This window comes from Microbacterium shaanxiense, assembly GCF_054779995.1.
Map to the genome: position 1 here is coordinate 271,317 of NZ_BAAGXE010000003.1, position 16,787 is coordinate 288,103.

A 16,787-nucleotide genomic window follows, 5' to 3' on the forward strand; every position below is an offset into this window, starting at 1 on the left:
GCAGGAAGTCCCTTCTCATGCGAGGAACCCCTTCTCGCTCACGCCCGCCCAGGAAGGCGCACGGCCCCTCTCGTGTCGAGCGCCAGTTCCTCAGCATCCATCGCCGTGATCAGCTCGCGCATCACCTCTTCGTCGAGGTTGCCCGCATCGCGCTCCGCCAGGAGCACCTCGCGCCGCACCTGCAGCCAGCCGCGTGACAGCGCCACCAGATCCTCGGTCGAGGGACGAGCAGCCGCCTCTTCCGCCTCCTGCGCCTGATCGGTGTCGGTCTCGACCCTGGTCATCCGATTCGCGAAGGCGTCGAACGTGCGCAGATCGATCTCGCCGTACTTCTGCTCCCACACCTTGCGCTGCTCGGCGAGGAACGCCTTGCCTGCCTGTCTGCTGCGTGCGCGCACAGAGGCGAGCGCCTGCACGTCTGCCTCGTGATCGACGTCGCTCGCCACACCGAGACGACGGATCAGCAGCGGCAGCGTGAGCCCCTGCAGCAGCAGGGTTCCGACTGTGACGATGAACGCGACGATCACGATCGCGTGCGACGGACCGGTGGGGAGCTCGGCGATGTCGGCGGCGGCGATCGCGGTCGCCAGGGTCACGACGCCGCGCATGCCCGCCCAGGAGATCACGGCGTTGTCCTTCCAATCGAGTGCGGGCTCGGTCAGCCTGTCGCGGATCTCGTCGGCCGTCTGCCGTCTGCGTTGCGGCCGCGCCGCCCGATCCGGGTGCGTGGCGGCGAACCGTGCTCGCCGCTCGTCGTCGAGTCGTTCGCGGCGCGCCCATTCCCCCGACGCGATCGCTCGCTCCCAACGCTTCAGCCGCAGTCGCTGCATCCACACCGCGAACGCGTGCGCCGGGTAGATGTACAGCGGGCGCACCACGAGTACCACGAGCAGCACGGCACCCGAGAGCCACATGATGTGCTCGACCGACTCGTCGCCGAGATCATCGAGCACCCGCGGGAACTGCAGGCCGATGTAGGCGAACACGAAGCTCTCCAGCAGAAGGTCGGCCGACAGCCACAGCGGCGTCTCCTGCTGCCGGGTCGTGTAGTCGGTGCGCGGAGCGTTGTATCCGACGTACAGGCCCATCGCGACGACCGCGAGCACGCCTGATCCACCGAGGTGCTCGGCGATGGCGTACGCGCCGAACGGCACCAGCAGCCCGAACGTGCCGATCACGACGGGGTCGGCGACGCGCATGCGCAGCTGATGCAGGAGGATCCCGAAGACGAGCCCGACCACGACGCCCACCACAACGGCGACGATGAACTGCCATACCCCGTCCCACACTCCGATGGTCGCACCAGCGATGATCGCCGCGAACACCCGGTACAGCGTCAGCGAGGTCGCATCGTTGATCAGGCTCTCCCCCGACAGCACCGTCATGACCCGCCGCGGCAGCCCGAGCTTGCGTCCGATCGCAGCGGCGGACACGGCATCCGGCGGCGCGACGATCGCACCGAGCAGCAACGCCCCGGGAAGAGTCAGGGCAGGGAAGATGAGCCAGGCGACCAGTCCGGCGACGAGCGCAGTGAGCAGCACCAGCCAGATACCGAGCCTGCGGATCTGCGGAAGGCTGCGCTTGAACCCGACGAACGACACATCCAGCGCCGCCGAATACAGCAGCGGAGGCAGCACGAGGCTCAGCAGCACGTGCCCGTCGATCGCCATCTCGGGCATGAAGGGGAGGAAGGATGCCGCGAGCGCGACGACCGTGACGAGCAGAGGAGCCGGCCATCCGCGCCAGCGTGCGACCGCCGCCACTGCGACGGCTCCGACAAGCACGTAGAAAACGGTGGCGTCCATGAGTGAATGCTAGCGACGCCGCCAGTGGAGGCGCTCGCGATTCCGGTGCGCTGCGAGAGCCGCCTCGCGATTCACGAAGACGATTCGTCGAGGCGCCCGCGCAGCCGGGCGTTCTCATCCTCCAGCTCGAGGACCCGTGCGATCGCGGCGATGTTCATACCGTCACCGCGCAGCCTGACCGCGCGCTGAAGCCGTTCTATGTCGTCATCGCTGTAACGTCGCGTGCCGCCATCGCTCCGCGACGGAGTCAGCAGACCTCTGCTCTCGAAGAGACGCAGAGTGGCCTCGGGCAGTCCGACCAACTCGGCCGCCACCGCGATGCCGTAGACCGGCATGTGGGACTTTCGTTCCGTCATCCTGAGAGATTCCTTAGATACTTGCATATTTTCGCGATCATGTTCTATAACAAATCTATAGCACGAGGTACAGATAAGTACCCGCGAACCGCCCGCATGGGCCGCATGAAAGGAGACAACTCATGGCACTGTCATTCGATCCGTTCAGTCAGCTCGATCGCTTCGCCGCGAGCGTGCTGGACTCCGTTCGCGCGCCTCGGCTGATGCCGGTGGATCTCTTCCGCGACGGGGAGAGGTACGTCCTGCACGCCGACCTCCCCGGGGTCGATCCCGGTTCGATCGACGTCGACCTGGACGGCGGCCAGCTCACCCTCCGCGCACAGCGCACCGCCGACAACCAGGAAGGCGTGCGCTGGCTCGCACGCGAAAGGGGCTCCGGCTCGTTCCTGCGCCAGTTCACACTCGGTGACGGAGTCGATCTCGATGGGATCAGCGCCTCCTACGAGAGCGGTGTGCTCTCCGTGATCATCCCGGTCAGCGAACGCGCGAAGCCCCGCAAGATCGAGGTCGAATCCAGTGAGCGCCGACAGGCCATCGACGCCTGATCCCGGCTCGTTCAGCACAGGAACTCGTTCACCACAGAGAGGAGTATCAGCATGCGCATCACCCACGAGATGAGTCGGTTCCTCGCAGATATGGAGTATCCCGCGACGAAGGACGACCTTCTGCGCGAGGCGATGAGGGACGGGCTCGGTCCGGCCGACGTCGCCCTGCTCGAAGACCTTCCCGAGCAGAGCTACAGTGCCGGCTGGCACATCAGGTATCGACTCGGATCGCGTGCCCTGTCGGACGCCCTGACGGCGGTCCGGCCGGCGCTCGCCTGACGAGCGTCCCGCAACCGGATGGGAGGGCGGGGAATTCCCCGCCCTCCTCTTCGGTTGCCTTCCGTGATGACTTCCGCAGCCCCCGCCCTGTCCGTACTCGACCTCGTCCCGGTGCGTACCGGCCAGACAAGTGCGGAGGCCATCGCGGCCTCCCTCAGCCTCGCTGAGATCGCCGACCGTCTCGGCTACCGCCGGTACTGGTTCGCCGAACACCACAACATGCCGGCGGTGGCGTCGACCACTCCGCCGGTGCTGATCGCCGCCGCGGCCTCGCGCACCGAGCAGATGCATCTGGGCTCGGGCGGCGTCATGCTCCCGAACCACGCGCCGCTCATCGTCGCCGAGCAGTTCGCCGCCCTCGAGGCCATCGCGCCCGGCCGCATCGACCTCGGCCTCGGCCGCGCACCCGGCAGCGATCCGGTGATCACGCAGCTGCTGCGCACGTCAGGCACCACGAGCGACGTCGAGCAGTTCCCCCGGTACGTGCAGGACATCTCGCTGCTGCTCTCGGGCGAAGGCGCGACCGTGCGGTTCACGTCCGGCGGCGAGTACACCGTGCACTCCACGCCCGCGGCGACTGGAGCGCCCGTCGTCTGGCTGCTCGGCTCGAGCGACTACTCCGCGCAGCTCGCAGCATCCCAGGGCCTGCCCTACGTCTTCGCGAACCACTTCTCCGGCCAGGGCCTCGAACGCGCCCTCGACCTGTACCGCACCGGCTACCAGCCCAGCGAGGCGCACCCCGAGCCGCGCACGTTCCTCACCGTCAACGCCGTCGCCTCGCCCACGGCCGAGGAGGCCGAGGCACGTGCCCTCCCCCAGCTGCGGATGATGTCGCGCCTGCGCCTGAACAAGCCGCTCACCGCTCTCGAGACCGTCGAGGAGGCGATCGCCGCAGGTATCGCCGAGGCGGATGCCGCGACCGAGCAGGTCGTGCAGTCCGCACGGGAGCGTTGGTTCGTCGGCACCGGAGAATCGGTCGCCGCTGAGGTGCGCGCGTTCGCCGAGAAGCATGGCGCCGACGAGGTCATGCTCTCCCCCGTCGCCGGCGCGTACGACGCCGAGGCGATGGACTCCGCGGCGGGCCGGGCGCAGACCCTCGAGCTGGTCGCGGCAGCGCTGTAGTCGCGGCATCCGCCGGGGTATGGCCTTATCCACGCCCCGGGGGTACCGTCGGCAGTGTCGGCAATGTCGGAAGGGAGTTCGATGATGAGCACCACCAAGACCCGGGGTCTCTGGGTCGCATACGGAACGAACGGAGTCGTCGGCAGCATCCGCCATTCGGACGACGGGTACATCGTCGTCATGAGCGGGGCGGATGCCGAGACCGGCACCTACCCGTCACTCGAAGTCGCGAAGGGTGCGCTGTACTCGCACATGATCCCCGGCAGCGGGTGGCCGCGCTACGAGGAGCACTGACTCCTGCTCACTCCTCCGGAGCGCCGGAGAGCAGGTCGCGCAACCAGTCGCGCGCTTCGACGAACACGTCGTCGGCGTAGCGGTCGGGGTAGTGCACGATCTGGCGGTCTGCCCGGGGGTACGAGCCGAGGAACACCACTCGGGGGCTGAAGCGGCGGATGCCGAGCAGGGCATCCGCCATCCGCTCGTCGTGCACGTGGCCGTCGGCATCCAGCACGAACCGGTACCGACCGAGCTCGTCACCGATCGGCCTGGACTCGATCAGCGAGAGGTTGATGCCGCGGGTCGAGAACTGCTCGAGCATCTCGAGCAGGGCGCCGGGGCGGTCGTTGGGGAGTTCGACGATCAGCGACGTCTTGTCCGCCCCCGTGGGCGTCGGAGGTGTGGCCGTGCGCGTCACGAGCACGAAGCGGGTGACGGCGGAGGTGTTGTCGCCGATCTCGGAGGCGAGCACGTCGACGTCGTAGTGCTCGGCGATACCGGGAGGGGCGATGGCCGCCTGCGCGGGCAGCGTGCCGTCGAGCACGCCGATGGCGGATGCCACGTTGCTCGCGGCCGGAACGTGGGAGTGCCGCGGCAGATGCTCACCGAGCCACCCGTGGCACTGCGCGTACGCGACGGGGTGCGCAGCGATCGACGTCACGTCCTCGAGTTTCGTCCCCGGTGCTGCGACGAGCACGAAGTTCACCTTCACCAGGTACTCGCCGATGATGCGCAGTCCCGGCAACGTCGCGAGAGCGTCCTGAGTGGTGGAGACACCGCCCTCGATCGAGTTCTCGATCGCGATCATCGCCGCGTAGCTGCGGCCCTCGAGCACGTCGGCGAGCGCCTCGCCGACGTTGAGCACGGGGCGTCGTTCCTGGCCCCATGCCTCTGCCACCTGGTCGAGTGCGGCTTCCGTGAAGGTTCCTGCGGGTCCGAGGTAGCTGTAGGTGCGCCGTTCAGTCACGCGTTTCACCCTAGCCCTTCCACTGGCTGTGAGACCGGGCCGCGATGATGCGCGCACGACGAGATCGAGGCAGACTGAACTCATGACGAGCCGTGCCGGCCTCCCCGCGGAGGAAAGTGACCTCATCGATGTCGACGAACTGATCGCCGCGTACTACGACCGCGTGCCCGATCCGTCCGTCGCCGCGCAGAGGGTCGTGTTCGGCACCAGCGGCCACCGCGGCTCATCCCTGTCGAAGAGCTTCAACGAGCAGCACATCCTCGCCACCACGCAGGCGATCATCGATTACCGCCGCTCGCAGGGCATCACAGGCCCGCTGTTCCTCGGCCGCGACACGCATGCGCTGTCGCTGCCGGCCGAGCGCAGCGCGATCGAGGTGCTCATCGCGAACGATGTCGACCTGCGCGTCGACTCCCGGGATTCGTACGTCCCGACTCCCGCGCTGAGCCACGCCATCCTCACCCACAACCGCGGCATGGCTGCGGATGCTGCGGGCCGGGCCGACGGCATCGTCGTCACTCCCTCGCACAACCCGCCGCGCGACGGCGGCTTCAAGTACAACCCTCCGCACGGCGGCCCCGCCGACACCGATGCGACCGGCTGGATCGCCGACCGCGCCAACGCGCTGATCGAGGGCGGCCTGGCGGAGGTGAAGCGCAAGAGCTTCGCCGACATCGACTGGGACTCGCTCCCGAATCACGACTTCCGCGATGCGTACGTGCGCGATCTGCCGAGCATCATCGACGTGGATGCGATCAGGAAGGCGGGTGTGCGCATCGGCGCCGACCCGCTGGGCGGGGCATCCGTCGAGTACTGGCAGCTGATCAAGGAGATGCACGACCTCGACCTCACCGTCGTCAATCCCGAGGTCGATCCGACCTGGCGGTTCATGACGCTGGACTGGGACGAGAAGATCCGCATGGATCCGTCTTCCCCGAACGCCATGGCGTCACTGGTCGCGAAGAAGGGCGACTTCGACGTGCTCACCGGCAACGACGCCGACGCCGACCGGCACGGCATCGTCACCCCGGATGCCGGCCTCATGAACCCCAACCACTACCTCGCCGTCGCGATCGACTACCTGTTCTCGCACCGTGCGCAGTGGCCTCGGGATGCCGCGATCGGCAAGACCCTCGTCTCTTCGATGATCATCGATCGCGTGGCGGAGTCGCTGGGCCGACGGCTGCTGGAGGTGCCGGTCGGATTCAAGTGGTTCGTGCCGGGGCTGCTCGACGGCACCGTCGCATTCGGTGGCGAGGAGTCGGCGGGCGCATCGTTCCTGCGGCGTGACGGCAGCGCGTGGTCGACCGACAAGGACGGCATCCTGCTGTGCCTGCTCGCCGCCGAGATCATCGCCGTCACGGGCAAGAGCCCGTCGGAGCGCTACGCCGAACTCGAGCAGGCGTTCGGAGCATCCGCATATCAGCGCGTCGACGCCCCCGCGACCCCCGAGCAGAAGGCGACTCTCGGAAAGCTCGCGCCGGATGCTGTGACGGCGACCGCCATCGCCGGCGAGAAGATCACCGCCAAGCTCGCCCATGCACCGGGCAACGGCGCGGCGATCGGCGGGCTCAAGGTGCAGACAGAGCACGCGTGGTTCGCCGCGCGCCCCTCCGGCACGGAGGACGTCTACAAGCTGTACGCCGAGAGCCTGCTCGGCCCTGAGCACCTCGCCGAGGTGCAGGAAGAGGCACGAGCCGTCGTGGCGGCCGCTCTGGGCGGCTGACACGACGGCCCCGTTCGGCGGTGCTCAGTCCGCGACGGCCGGCGCCCCGAGCAGTTCGCGCACGCGGCTGGAGACGCGGTGGAACTCCGGTGTCTCCAGCACCGTCGCATAGTCGCGCTCGGCGGGCAGGTCGACGCGGTGCTCCTCGAGGATGCGTCCAGGACGCGGGCTCATGACGACGACGCGGGTGGCGAGGTAGACCGCCTCGGCCACCGAGTGCGTCACGAGCAGGACGGTCGTGCCGGTCTGGCTCGTGATCCGGTTCAGCTCGACGTTCATCCGCTCGCGCGTCAGCGCGTCCAGCGCACCGAACGGCTCGTCCATGAGCAGCACGCCGGGCTCGTGCAGCAGCGCGCGGCACAGCGACACCCGCTGCTGCATGCCACCGGACAGCTCATGCGGAAGAGCCTTCTCGAAACCGGAGAGTCCGGTCATCTCGATCAGCTCGTCGGCACGGGCCTGCGCCTTTCGCATGTTCATGCCGCGCATCTCCGCCTGCAGCAGGATGTTGCCGCGCACGCTGCGCCACTCCAGCAGCGCCGCCCGCTGGAACACGAATCCGATGTCTTGCCTCGGGCCCCGCACCTCGTCGCCCTTGAGCTTGATCGAGCCGCCGCTGGGAGTGGTGAGACCGGCGACGGCCTTCAGGAGCGTCGACTTTCCGCACCCCGACGGTCCGGCGATCGTGATGAACTCCCCCGCCTTCACATCGAGATCGACGCCCTCGAGCGCTGTGACCTGTCCGCGCTTGGACGCGAACGTGATCGCGAGGTCCGTGATCTCCAGTACGGAGTCTCCGCTGGGTGTCGCCATCATGTCTGCTCTTTCCTGAATCTGCGTCGTCGGCATCCGATGCCTCGCTACTCGCCGGGCGCGAAGGTCGCGTCGAAGTACGTGTCGACGTCTCCCTCGCCCGAGATGAGGCCGGCTTCCGACAGCACGGCGAGGGTCGATTCCCAGTCCTCGGTGGCGTTGACGCCGGGCGCCTGCCCTTCGGTCGCCTCCGTCGTCAGCAGCTTGATCGTCTCTTCCCACTGATCGAGCAGGACGTCCTTCTCCGGCATCTGCGGGTCCTTGCCGTCCATGGCGGCGACGGCGGCCTCCGGGTCCTCCTGCGCCGCGGTGAACGCCTCGGACGTGGCCGCGACGAGCGCCGACACGAGCTCGGGATCGCTCTCGATCGTCGAGGTCGGGGCGACGAGGCCGTTGCTGAAGAAGTTGAGTCCTGCGTCCGAGTAGCGGAGGTACTCGACGTCCTTGCCGCTCTTCGCGGCGATCGTCGGACCCTGGTCGTGCGCGAAGCCGATCAGTCCGTCGACCTGTCCTGAGAGCATCGCGGCGATCTTTCCCGCGGCATCCAGGTTCTGCTGCGTGACGTCCGACTCGGAGAGCCCCACGGCCTCGAGATAGACCGGGAACGTCGTGGTCGGCGCATCGCCGGCCGAGACGGCGATGGTCTTGCCCTTGAGATCCTCAGGGCTCTCGATGCCGGAGTCGGCGAACACCTGCACGGCCGAAGGAGTCGTCTGCAGGAAGACGCCGACGCTCTTGATCGCGACGCCCTTGTCGATGTTCGCGAGCACGGCCGGGGTGTCGGCCCAACCGAAGTCGACCTGTCCCTGGCCGACGGCCTGCGCGGTCTTGGTGGACCCCTGACCGGCCTTGATCGTCAGGTTGATGCCGTGCTCTTCGAAGATGCCCTGCTCCACGCCGTAGTAGAACGCGGCGTGCTCGCCGTACGGGTACCAGTTGAGCATGACGGTCACGTCGGTCATCTCGCCCGACGCCTCACCTCCGTCTCCGGCCGGTGCCTCGCTCGCTCCGCCGCACCCGGTGAGTGCGAGTGCGGAGGCGGCGATCAGCGCGATCGAGCTGAGGACGGTTCCTGACTTCTTCATCAGTTTCCTGCTTTCCTTGGGGTGCAGTGGATGCTTCTGGGGTGGATACGGTGCGCGGTCAGAGCCGCACGGTGGCCGAGGCGACGTCGCGCTTGGACGCGTGCCACGGGATGAGGAACTTCTCCGCGATCTGGATGATCCCGAAGAGGATGACGCCCATGAGCGACATGATGATGAGTGCGGCGAAGAGCATCGCCGTGTCGAGGTTTCCGTTGGCTTGGAGGATGACGTATCCCAGGCCCTCGTTCGCCCCGACGAACTCGCCGACGACCGCACCGGTGACGGCCAGTGTTGCGGCGACCTTGAGCCCGGAGAGCAGCTCTGGCAGCGATGCGGGCAGTCGCACCTTCAGGAACGTCTTGAACTTGCCCGCACCCATCGTGGAGGCGAGCTGGAGGATCTCCGGGTCGACGGTGCGCAGCCCGGCCAGACCGGAGATGACGACCGGGAAGAACGCCATCAGGACGGCGACGAGGATCTTCGGCTCCGCCCCGAACCCGAGCCATACGACGAACAGCGGGGCGATCGCGATCTTGGGGATGACCTGAGCGAACAGGATCACCGGGTAGAGCGTCTGCTCCAGCCCCTTGGAGTAGACCATGACGACGGCGACGAAGAGTCCGACCGCGACGGCGATGATGAAGCCGATCACGGTCTCGTACGTCGTGACCCAGGTGTGCTGCATCAGGTACGCGAAGTTGTCGGCGAAGGCGTTCCACGTGTCGGAGGGCGACGGGATGATGAACGGCTGCACCCACTTCAGCTCCGTGGCGACCCACCACAGCGCGAGCACGGCGATCACGAAGACCACGGGGTGCCAGTTGCGCGACCACCAGCCGACGATCGCGTTCGGCTCGCGCTGATCACGATCCTTGCCCTGCGCGACGGCGAGCGTCATGGTGGCGTTCTGAGGTGACGACATGGAATCCTCGACATCTTCGTCTGTGGGTGAAGGGAAATGGGAAAGCGTATTCCCAGTGGTCTTGGTGCGAGTTTATGCCGCCGGTACGGCCGTGTCAATCCGCGCGGAAACCGCTCTCCGCGAGAACGACTCCCGCGGCGGTGAGCCAGCGGGCGGGCTCGGCGAGCGCCGCATCCGCGGAGCCCGCCAGCACGGTCAGTGATGCGGATGCGGCGAACAGGGAACGGTCAGCGTCATCGGTGATGCGACCGGCGACGACCAGCGCCGGCACACCCGCAGCGGCTGCGACAGCGGCCACGAACGAGGGGACCTTGCCGTCGCCGGACTGCCCGTCGTAGGACCCTTCGCCGGTGACGACGACATCAGCGGCGCTCACCTCGGCGCTCAGGGAGATCAGCCGCGCGACCTCTTCTGCGCCCGGCACGAGTCGTGCACCCCAGGCGACGAGCGCACCACCGACGCCACCGGCCGCACCCGCGCCGCTGATCGCGGCATCCAACTCGAGCAGTGCGGCGAGGCGCGCGAGGGCGGCATCGACGCCGTCGCGATCTGCGACGTCGGTCAGACCCTTCTGCGGGCCGAATACGTGGGCTGCACCGCGCGGACCGGTGAGCGGGTTGGTCACATCGGAGAGCACCAGGACCTCGGGCGCCGTGCGCAGCCCCGACAGGTCTGCAGACGCGACGCCCAGCAGACCACCTGCGCCGGTCCCGACCTCGGCGCCGTCGCGATCGAGGAAGCGTGCACCCAGCGCCGACAGCATCCCGATGCCGCCGTCGGTCGAGGCGCTCGAACCGATCCCGAGCACGAGGCGCGAGACCCCGTGATCGAGGGCCGCGGCGATGGCCTGGCCGAATCCGCGGGAGTGCGCTTCGAAGGGGCGCAGCTCGTCGAGAAGCTCGATCCCCGATGTCGAGGCGACATCGATCACCGCGGTGCCGTTCGGCGCGTCGTCGGACGCCGGAAGCAGGAGCCAGTCCGTCGCGACCGGCACTCCCGCCGGGCCGTCGACCGTGAGCGGCATCCTCCGAGACCCCTCGACGGCGGCGGCGAACGCCGAGACGGTACCCTCTCCCCCGTCAGCCATCGGCCTGAGCACGATCTCAGCGCCCGGGTCCACCGACAGCCATCCGCGCGCGATCGCCGCCGCGGCATCCGCTGCCGTGATGGTGCCCTTGAAACTGTCCGGCGCGACGACGACGCGGGTCATCGCCCGACTCCGTGCTCGGTGCCGCGCGCCGGCACGGTCGAGACCGCCGGTGTGCTGGCGCGCACGAGCACCTCGAGCGGCGCCTCGGCCTGCTGCCAGTCCTCGTCGACGGTCGCCCTGAACGCCTGATACCCGAACTCGCTCAGCGGCACGCGGACGGTGGTGAGCTGAGGCGTGACGTCGCGACTCGCGGGGGTGTCGTCGAACCCGCACATCGCGATGTCGTCACCCACCGCCCTGCCCGCATCCCGGATCGCGGTCATCGCCCCGATCGCGATCACGTCGCTGAGTGCGAACACAAGCGTGCCCGGTTCCACGCCGTCGGCGAGCGCGGCCGCCATCGAGGAGACACCTGATTCACGCGCGAAGCTGCCCCGGTATTCCCTGAGGATCGTGCCGCCGCCTTCGGCGAAACCGTCCCTGAAGCCGCGGAGACGGTCGTCCGATGTGCGCACGCCCTCCGCCGCCCCGATCGCGATCGCCCGGCGATAGCCGACGCGCGCCATCTCACGACCCAGGCGTTCGGCGCCGCCGCGGTTGTCGATCCGGATGCTGCGATCCCCTCCGGGCCCGAACGTCACTGTGCGGGCGCCCAGCGACCGGAAAGCCGCCAGCTCCTCGGCGGTGGCGCTCTCACCGTCATCGGTGCGAGATGCCGCCAGGATCACGCCGCGAGGATGCTGCCCGCGCAACGCACGGAGGATCTTCCGCTCACGCGCGTCGTCGCGCTCGGTGATGGCCACGGTGACGATCAGCCCCTCCTCGTCGGCGCCGCGGGCGACCCCTGAGGCGATGAGTCCGAAGTACGGGTCGGCGATGTCTGCGACGAGCAGTGCGATCACCGCGGAGGTTCCGCGCGCAGTGGCCTGAGCCGATGCGTTCGCGGTGTAGCCGAGCCGTTCGGCGGCTTCCTCGACGCGTTCGCGGAACGACTCGGCGACCTTGCGCGTCGAGCCGTTCAGCACCCGTGAAGCCGTCGCGAGCGACACCCCTGCCTCACGTGCGACATCGTGCAGCGTCGGCGTATCGGAGCGCGGACGCGATTCACGAGGGGTCATGCGTTGATCCTAACGAGCGGCAGGATCAGCGCAGATGCGGCGACACGGCGGCGGTGAACGCCTCGGCCGTGCGCCTGACCACGTTCTCGGGCGCATCCGCCCAGATGTCGGCGTTGAAGATCTCCACTTCGATGTCGCGGTCGTAACCGGTCGCGATCACGGCCTCGGTGAGCGATGCGAAGTCGATCACACCGTCGCCCGTGTAGTGCCGCCCGAGCAGCACGTCGGCGGGCAGCGGTGTCTTCCAGTCGCACACCTGATACGTCGCGATGCGTCCTTCACGGCCCGCCCTGGCGATCTGGTCGAGCACCTGCGGATCCCACCAGACATGGAACGTGTCGACCGCCGCACCCACCACGGCGGCATCGAAGTCGGCGGCGATGTCGAGCGCCTGTCCGAGCGTCGAGACGACGGCGCGATCCGAGGCGTACATCGGATGCAACGGCTCGATCGCCAGCGTCACCCCCGCCGCCTTCGCGTCGGGTGCGAGCGCGCCGATCGCGTCGCGCACCCGTTCCCGCGCGCCGATGAGGTCACGGTCGCCTTCGGGCAGACCGCCGGCGACGAGCACGAGCACCGCGGTCGAGCCCTCAGCGCCGGATGCGGCGAGCGTCGCGGTCTCCTCGATCGCTCTGCGGTTGTTCTCGAGTGCGGTGGTGCGCTCTGGGCCGTCCGGCAGTGTGATGAACCCGCCGCGGCAGTGCGTGGAGAATCGCAGGCCCGAGTCGGCCAGCATCCGTGCAGCCACGTCGAGGCCGACCTCGTTCACCGGTTCACGCCACAGGCCGATCGCCTGGATGCCGGCGCCTGCCGTCACACGGAGAGCCGTCGCGAGGTCCGCGTGCTTGATGGTCGCCTGGTTGATCGAGAGACGGGGGTCAGGGGACACTTGTCGGTCTGGATCACGGATGTCAGTCGATATCGCGGGATTTCTGCTGACAAGTGTGTTTTCGACTGACAACTGTGTCGGGTCCGGGGTGCTCATGCGTCCGCACTTCCTGTATCGATACCGTTCAGTCGCAGCATCCCGTGCCAACGCTCGCGGGCGAGTTCAGGGTTTTCGAGCGCGAGCGAGGCGTTCGCGAGCTCGACGATGCGGCTGAGGTGCGGCAGGCTCCTGGCCGAGTGCAGCCCCCCGATCATCTGGAATGCGGGCTGATGGCCGTTGAGCCAGGAGAGGAACGCGACACCGGTCTTGTAGTAGAACGTCGGCGCGGCGAACACCTGGCGGCTGAGCTCCTCGGTGGGACCGAGGATGCGTCGGTACGCCTCTGGGTCTCCGGCGTCGAGCGCCTGGATGGCGGCGGATGCCACGGGCGTGATCGCCGCGAACGCACCCAGCAGCGCGTCGGAGTGCCCTTCGCCCTCGCCGATGGTGTCTCCGCCGATCAGGCCGACATAGTTGAAGTCGTCGCCGGTGAACATGCGCACGCCGTGCGGCAGACGTTCGCGCACCGAGATCTCCGACTCGGCGTTCAGAAGGCTCATCTTCACGCCGACGATCTTGTCCTGGTTCTCGGCGATGATCTGCAGAAGGAGTTCGGATGCCGTCTGCCAATCGTTCGCTCCGAAATAGCCTTCCAGCTCAGGGTCGAATGCGGTGCCGAGCCAGTGCAGCACGACCGGTACGGTGGCCGACTGCAGAACCTCGCGGTACACGCGGCGGTAGTCCTCGGCATCCTTCGCCGCCCTGGCGAGGTGACGCGACGCCATGAGGACCGGCCCCGCCCCCTCCTGCTCCTCAGTGAAGTGCAGCTGCTCCTTGTACGCGCCGATCACCTGCTCAAGGGTGATGTGCGTGTCGTCGATGTGATCGGTGTTGACGCCGACCACGACCGATCCGCCCTCTTCCCGGGCGACTTCAGCGCTGCGGGCGATGAGCTCCCGGGTCGCTGCGGCGTCCAGGCCCATGTTGCGCTGTGCGGTGTCCATGGCGTCGGCGACGCCGAGACCCCAGGAGTAGACGTTGCGGCGGAACGCGAGGGTCGCATCCCAGTCGATGTCAGCCGGTCGTCCCGGGGTGTTGTCGGCGTGCACCCGCGGCACGACGTGCGCGGCGGCGTAGGCGACGCGGCTCTTGAGCGGTGTGGTCGGCCGCGTGTAGATGCCGGAGTCGTTCAACGCGGCATCCGAAGTGGTGCCGTCGGGAGCAAGCAGTCTCAGAGTCGGCATCACAGGCTCAGCGGCTCGATCGCGACCTTGCGGCCCTCAGCGCTCGAGGTCAGTCCCGCCTCGGCGAACTGCACGCCCTTCGCGCCGGCGAGCAGATCGAACGGGTAGTCGGTGCCGAGCGCGTACGACGTCAGGTACTCCTCCCACTGCTGGCGGAAGCCGTTGAGGAACACGTCGTTGGCGGGCACGCTCTGCCAGTCGGCGTCGTAGTCGCGGGTGTCCTCCAGATCGGGGTTCCACACCGGCTTGGGCGTGGCATTGCGCGGCTGGATCTTCGCGCCGAACAACCCGACCACGGCCGAGCCGTGCGTCCCGTCGACCTGGAACTCGACGAGCTCGTCGCGGTTGACGCGCACCGTCCAGCTCGAGTTGATCTCGGCGACGATGCCGCCCTCGAGCTCGAAGATGCCGTACGCGGCGTCCTCAGCTGTCGCGACGTACTTCTCGCCCTTCTCGTCCCAGCGCTCGGGGATGTGGATCGCAGCCTGCGCGTAGACGCTCTTGACCTCGCCGAAGAGGTTCTCGAGCACGTAGTTCCAGTGCGGGAACATGTCGGTGATGATGCCGCCGCCGTCTTCGGTGCGGTAGTTCCAGCTCGGGCGCTGCGCCGGCTGCCAGTCGCCCTCGAACACCCAGTAGCCGAACTCTCCGCGCACCGAGAGGATGCGGCCGAAGAATCCGGAATCGATCAGGCGCTTGAGCTTCTGCAGACCTGGGAGGTAGAGCTTGTCGTGCACGACGCCGGTCTTGACCCCGGCATCCTTCGCGAGACGTGCGAGTTCCAGTGCCTCCTCCAGTGATTCGGCGGTCGGCTTCTCGGTGTAGATGGCCTTGCCTGCTGCGATGGCCTTGCGGATGGCGGATGCGCGCGCCTTCGTCACGAGGAAGTCGGCGTAGATCTCCCACTGCGGGTCGGCCAGCGCCGCGTCGAGGTCGGTCGTGTAGTCGTCGATGCCGTGCAGGGCGGCGAGCTCGGCGAGCTTGGCCTCGTTGCGGCCGACGAGGATCGGCTTGACCGTGACCTTCGTGCCGTCTGCGAGCTCGATCCCGCCCTGATCACGGATGGCGAGGATGCTGCGCACCAGGTGCTGCCGGTAGCCCATGCGTCCGGAGACGCCGTTCATGATGATGCCGATCTCGCGGGTCGTCGCCTGTGACATGTGTGGTCCGTTCTGTGAAGTCCGCCGTCTCACGCTGTGGGTAAGCGCTTTCCGACATGATGGCACGTTCGGGTCGATCGACGCAACCACCGCGCACGCATCGTGGCGATGGCCGCGTCAGGCGGCGAGCAGGGACCTCAGGCGCGGACCGCGCTGTCGCGCTCGATCAGAGTCGTGCGAATGATGTCCTGGAGGGCGGCGCCTTGCTCTGTCGCGGCGGCCTCCGCTCCCTCGATCTCGGCGACCAGCGCACCGACCGCCGCATCGGCCAAGGCCGTGAAGTCCTGGCGCACCGTCGTCAGCGGTGGGCGGTAGTTCGCGGCGTCCGGCACATCGTCGAATCCGATCACGCTGACCTGATCTGGCACGGAGCGTCCCCGCTCGGCCAGGCCTCGCATGAGTCCGAGGGCCATCTGATCGTTCGCACTCAAGACCGCCGTCGCCGGCATCAGCACGGCCGACGCGCCGTGGCCCGACTCGGCGGACCAGTCGCCGCGCACCGGCGGAACAGGTGTGATCCCCGCGGACTCGAGCGTCTCGCGCCACCCTCGCTCGCGCTCTGCGGCGGCGAACGAATCCGCGGGGCCGGCGAGGTGCCAGACGGTCTCGTGGCCGAGTTCGAGGAGCCGCCTCGTCGCCGCCGCCGCTCCGCCCGCATGGTCGCTGTGCACCACGCGCAATCCGGACTCCGCGGGGGCGTCCACCACCACGAGCCGCAGCCCGTCCGGACGATCCTCGGCCCTGGTGAGCGCGGACGCCTCGTTCAGCACGATCGCGCCGTCGACGCCCTGCTCGCGCAGGCGCTCGAACGCGTCGGCGACGGCATCGCCCGCGGTGACGAGCAGCAGGGCGTAGCCACGATCCTCGGCCGCTTCGGCGGCGGCCTGCAGCATCCGGGAGTTGCCCACCGTTGCGAGCGTCGTCACGACGAGGCCGATCGTCTGCGTGCGCCCGGTGCGCAGCGCCCGAGCTGCTCGATGCGGGCGGTAGCCGAGCTCGGCCATCGCCTTCTCGACCCGTGCACGTGTGGCTGGGTCCACACGAGGGCTGCCGTTCACGACCCTCGACACGGTCTGCCCCGAGACGCCGGCGCGTCCTGCGACCATGGCCATCGAGACGCGCCCGGACGATGAGCGGCCAGAGCCCGTACGGGATGAGTCCGCACGCCCCGTCGACGCACGGGCTGACGATGCACGGCCCGTGCCGCGCGCCCCGGCCTTCGCGAGGCGATTCAGCTCATCCCACTCGTCCATCTGCCTGCCCCTCCCGGCACCCCGGTGCACAACTCCTC

The 16,787-nt window shown here is 68.3% G+C and carries 17 protein-coding genes; 5 read left to right on the forward strand and 12 right to left on the reverse strand.

Translation table 11 applies throughout. The annotated features are described in order from the left end of the window. Positions 1-38: 38 nt before the first annotated feature. Both ACYVG2_RS10875 and ACYVG2_RS10880 read right to left on the reverse strand, forming a co-directional pair. Entirely contained in the window at positions 39-1,805 is a 1,767-nt protein-coding gene (locus tag ACYVG2_RS10875) for a cation:proton antiporter (RefSeq protein ID WP_460780982.1), read from the reverse strand. 71 nt (positions 1,806-1,876) lie between these two features. After that, positions 1,877-2,161: a MerR family transcriptional regulator gene (locus ACYVG2_RS10880; RefSeq protein ID WP_448964490.1), complete on the reverse strand. Its 285-nt coding sequence runs from the start codon at positions 2,159-2,161 to the stop codon at positions 1,877-1,879. Positions 2,162-2,283: 122 nt separating this feature from the next. Here ACYVG2_RS10880 and ACYVG2_RS10885 point away from each other — a divergent pair, with 122 nt between their 5' ends. The 4 genes from ACYVG2_RS10885 to ACYVG2_RS10900 all read left to right on the forward strand — a co-directional run bounded on the left by ACYVG2_RS10885 (position 2,284) and on the right by ACYVG2_RS10900 (position 4,401). Next, a complete protein-coding gene (locus ACYVG2_RS10885) occupies positions 2,284-2,706 on the forward strand; it encodes an Hsp20/alpha crystallin family protein (protein ID WP_448964489.1) in 423 nt (140 codons plus the stop codon). 51 nt (positions 2,707-2,757) lie between these two features. Next, positions 2,758-2,985: a DUF2795 domain-containing protein gene (locus tag ACYVG2_RS10890; RefSeq protein WP_448964488.1), complete on the forward strand. Its 228-nt coding sequence runs from the start codon at positions 2,758-2,760 to the stop codon at positions 2,983-2,985. A gap of 66 nt (positions 2,986-3,051) precedes the next feature. Continuing rightward, positions 3,052-4,107, forward strand: coding sequence for an LLM class flavin-dependent oxidoreductase (locus ACYVG2_RS10895; RefSeq protein ID WP_460780984.1), 1,056 nt, complete (start codon positions 3,052-3,054; stop codon positions 4,105-4,107). 84 nt (positions 4,108-4,191) lie between these two features. Then, positions 4,192-4,401, forward strand: a complete 210-nt coding sequence (locus ACYVG2_RS10900; protein ID WP_448964486.1) for a methyltransferase — start codon at positions 4,192-4,194, stop codon at positions 4,399-4,401. 7 nt (positions 4,402-4,408) lie between these two features. Here ACYVG2_RS10900 and pheA read toward each other — a convergent pair whose 3' ends face one another. Further along, positions 4,409-5,359 (reverse strand): prephenate dehydratase, encoded by a 951-nt coding sequence (gene pheA, locus ACYVG2_RS10905; protein WP_448964485.1) that lies wholly within the window; start codon positions 5,357-5,359, stop codon positions 4,409-4,411. Positions 5,360-5,432: 73 nt separating this feature from the next. Between pheA and pgm the strand changes: the two genes are divergently transcribed. Beyond that, positions 5,433-7,076, forward strand: coding sequence for a phosphoglucomutase (alpha-D-glucose-1,6-bisphosphate-dependent) (pgm, locus tag ACYVG2_RS10910; RefSeq protein WP_460780985.1), 1,644 nt, complete (start codon positions 5,433-5,435; stop codon positions 7,074-7,076). Between the two features lie 24 nt (positions 7,077-7,100). Here the strand turns inward: pgm and ACYVG2_RS10915 are convergent, their stop codons facing one another. The 9 genes from ACYVG2_RS10915 to ACYVG2_RS10955 form a co-directional block, all read right to left on the reverse strand. Further along, entirely contained in the window at positions 7,101-7,892 is a 792-nt protein-coding gene (locus ACYVG2_RS10915) for an ABC transporter ATP-binding protein (protein WP_460780986.1), read from the reverse strand. Between the two features lie 44 nt (positions 7,893-7,936). Next, a complete protein-coding gene (locus ACYVG2_RS10920; RefSeq protein ID WP_460780987.1) occupies positions 7,937-8,974 on the reverse strand; it encodes an ABC transporter substrate-binding protein in 1,038 nt (345 codons plus the stop codon). 58 nt (positions 8,975-9,032) lie between these two features. Then, entirely contained in the window at positions 9,033-9,896 is an 864-nt protein-coding gene (locus ACYVG2_RS10925) for an ABC transporter permease (protein WP_460780988.1), read from the reverse strand. Positions 9,897-9,990: 94 nt separating this feature from the next. Next, positions 9,991-11,106 carry a glycerate kinase gene (locus ACYVG2_RS10930; protein ID WP_460780989.1) on the reverse strand — a complete coding sequence of 372 codons (1,116 nt, stop codon included), beginning with the start codon at positions 11,104-11,106 and terminating at the stop codon, positions 9,991-9,993. After that, positions 11,103-12,164, reverse strand: coding sequence for a LacI family DNA-binding transcriptional regulator (locus ACYVG2_RS10935; RefSeq protein ID WP_460780990.1), 1,062 nt, complete (start codon positions 12,162-12,164; stop codon positions 11,103-11,105). Before ACYVG2_RS10935 ends, ACYVG2_RS10930 begins: the two co-directional genes overlap by 4 nt. A gap of 25 nt (positions 12,165-12,189) precedes the next feature. Then, positions 12,190-13,053 carry a sugar phosphate isomerase/epimerase family protein gene (locus ACYVG2_RS10940; RefSeq protein ID WP_460780991.1) on the reverse strand — a complete coding sequence of 288 codons (864 nt, stop codon included), beginning with the start codon at positions 13,051-13,053 and terminating at the stop codon, positions 12,190-12,192. Between the two features lie 92 nt (positions 13,054-13,145). Continuing rightward, positions 13,146-14,336 carry a dihydrodipicolinate synthase family protein gene (locus ACYVG2_RS10945; RefSeq protein ID WP_460780992.1) on the reverse strand — a complete coding sequence of 397 codons (1,191 nt, stop codon included), beginning with the start codon at positions 14,334-14,336 and terminating at the stop codon, positions 13,146-13,148. After that, on the reverse strand, positions 14,336-15,496 hold the full coding sequence (locus tag ACYVG2_RS10950) for a Gfo/Idh/MocA family protein (protein WP_460780993.1): 1,161 nt from the start codon (positions 15,494-15,496) through the stop codon (positions 14,336-14,338). Before ACYVG2_RS10950 ends, ACYVG2_RS10945 begins: the two co-directional genes overlap by 1 nt. A 137-nt stretch (positions 15,497-15,633) precedes the next feature. After that, entirely contained in the window at positions 15,634-16,608 is a 975-nt protein-coding gene (locus tag ACYVG2_RS10955; RefSeq protein WP_460781454.1) for a LacI family DNA-binding transcriptional regulator, read from the reverse strand. Between the last annotated feature and the right edge of the window lie 179 nt (positions 16,609-16,787).

Excerpts from the sequence above, each read along its gene's own strand:
- ACYVG2_RS10925 (WP_460780988.1), bottom strand. The coding sequence starts at position 9,896 with ATGTCGTCACCTCAGAACGCCACCATGACGCTCGCCGTCGCGCAGGGC.
- ACYVG2_RS10935 (WP_460780990.1), bottom strand. The coding sequence starts at position 12,164 with ATGACCCCTCGTGAATCGCGTCCGCGCTCCGATACGCCGACGCTGCAC.
- pgm (WP_460780985.1), top strand. The coding sequence starts at position 5,433 with ATGACGAGCCGTGCCGGCCTCCCCGCGGAGGAAAGTGACCTCATCGAT.
- ACYVG2_RS10895 (WP_460780984.1), top strand. The coding sequence starts at position 3,052 with ATGACTTCCGCAGCCCCCGCCCTGTCCGTACTCGACCTCGTCCCGGTG.
- ACYVG2_RS10900 (WP_448964486.1), top strand. The coding sequence starts at position 4,192 with ATGAGCACCACCAAGACCCGGGGTCTCTGGGTCGCATACGGAACGAAC.
- ACYVG2_RS10885 (WP_448964489.1), top strand. The coding sequence starts at position 2,284 with ATGGCACTGTCATTCGATCCGTTCAGTCAGCTCGATCGCTTCGCCGCG.
- ACYVG2_RS10875 (WP_460780982.1), bottom strand. The coding sequence starts at position 1,805 with ATGGACGCCACCGTTTTCTACGTGCTTGTCGGAGCCGTCGCAGTGGCG.
- ACYVG2_RS10955 (WP_460781454.1), bottom strand. The coding sequence starts at position 16,608 with ATGGCCATGGTCGCAGGACGCGCCGGCGTCTCGGGGCAGACCGTGTCG.
- ACYVG2_RS10945 (WP_460780992.1), bottom strand. The coding sequence starts at position 14,336 with ATGCCGACTCTGAGACTGCTTGCTCCCGACGGCACCACTTCGGATGCC.
- ACYVG2_RS10880 (WP_448964490.1), bottom strand. The coding sequence starts at position 2,161 with ATGACGGAACGAAAGTCCCACATGCCGGTCTACGGCATCGCGGTGGCG.
- ACYVG2_RS10950 (WP_460780993.1), bottom strand. The coding sequence starts at position 15,496 with ATGTCACAGGCGACGACCCGCGAGATCGGCATCATCATGAACGGCGTC.
- ACYVG2_RS10920 (WP_460780987.1), bottom strand. The coding sequence starts at position 8,974 with ATGAAGAAGTCAGGAACCGTCCTCAGCTCGATCGCGCTGATCGCCGCC.
- ACYVG2_RS10890 (WP_448964488.1), top strand. The coding sequence starts at position 2,758 with ATGCGCATCACCCACGAGATGAGTCGGTTCCTCGCAGATATGGAGTAT.
- ACYVG2_RS10930 (WP_460780989.1), bottom strand. The coding sequence starts at position 11,106 with ATGACCCGCGTCGTCGTCGCGCCGGACAGTTTCAAGGGCACCATCACG.
- ACYVG2_RS10915 (WP_460780986.1), bottom strand. The coding sequence starts at position 7,892 with ATGATGGCGACACCCAGCGGAGACTCCGTACTGGAGATCACGGACCTC.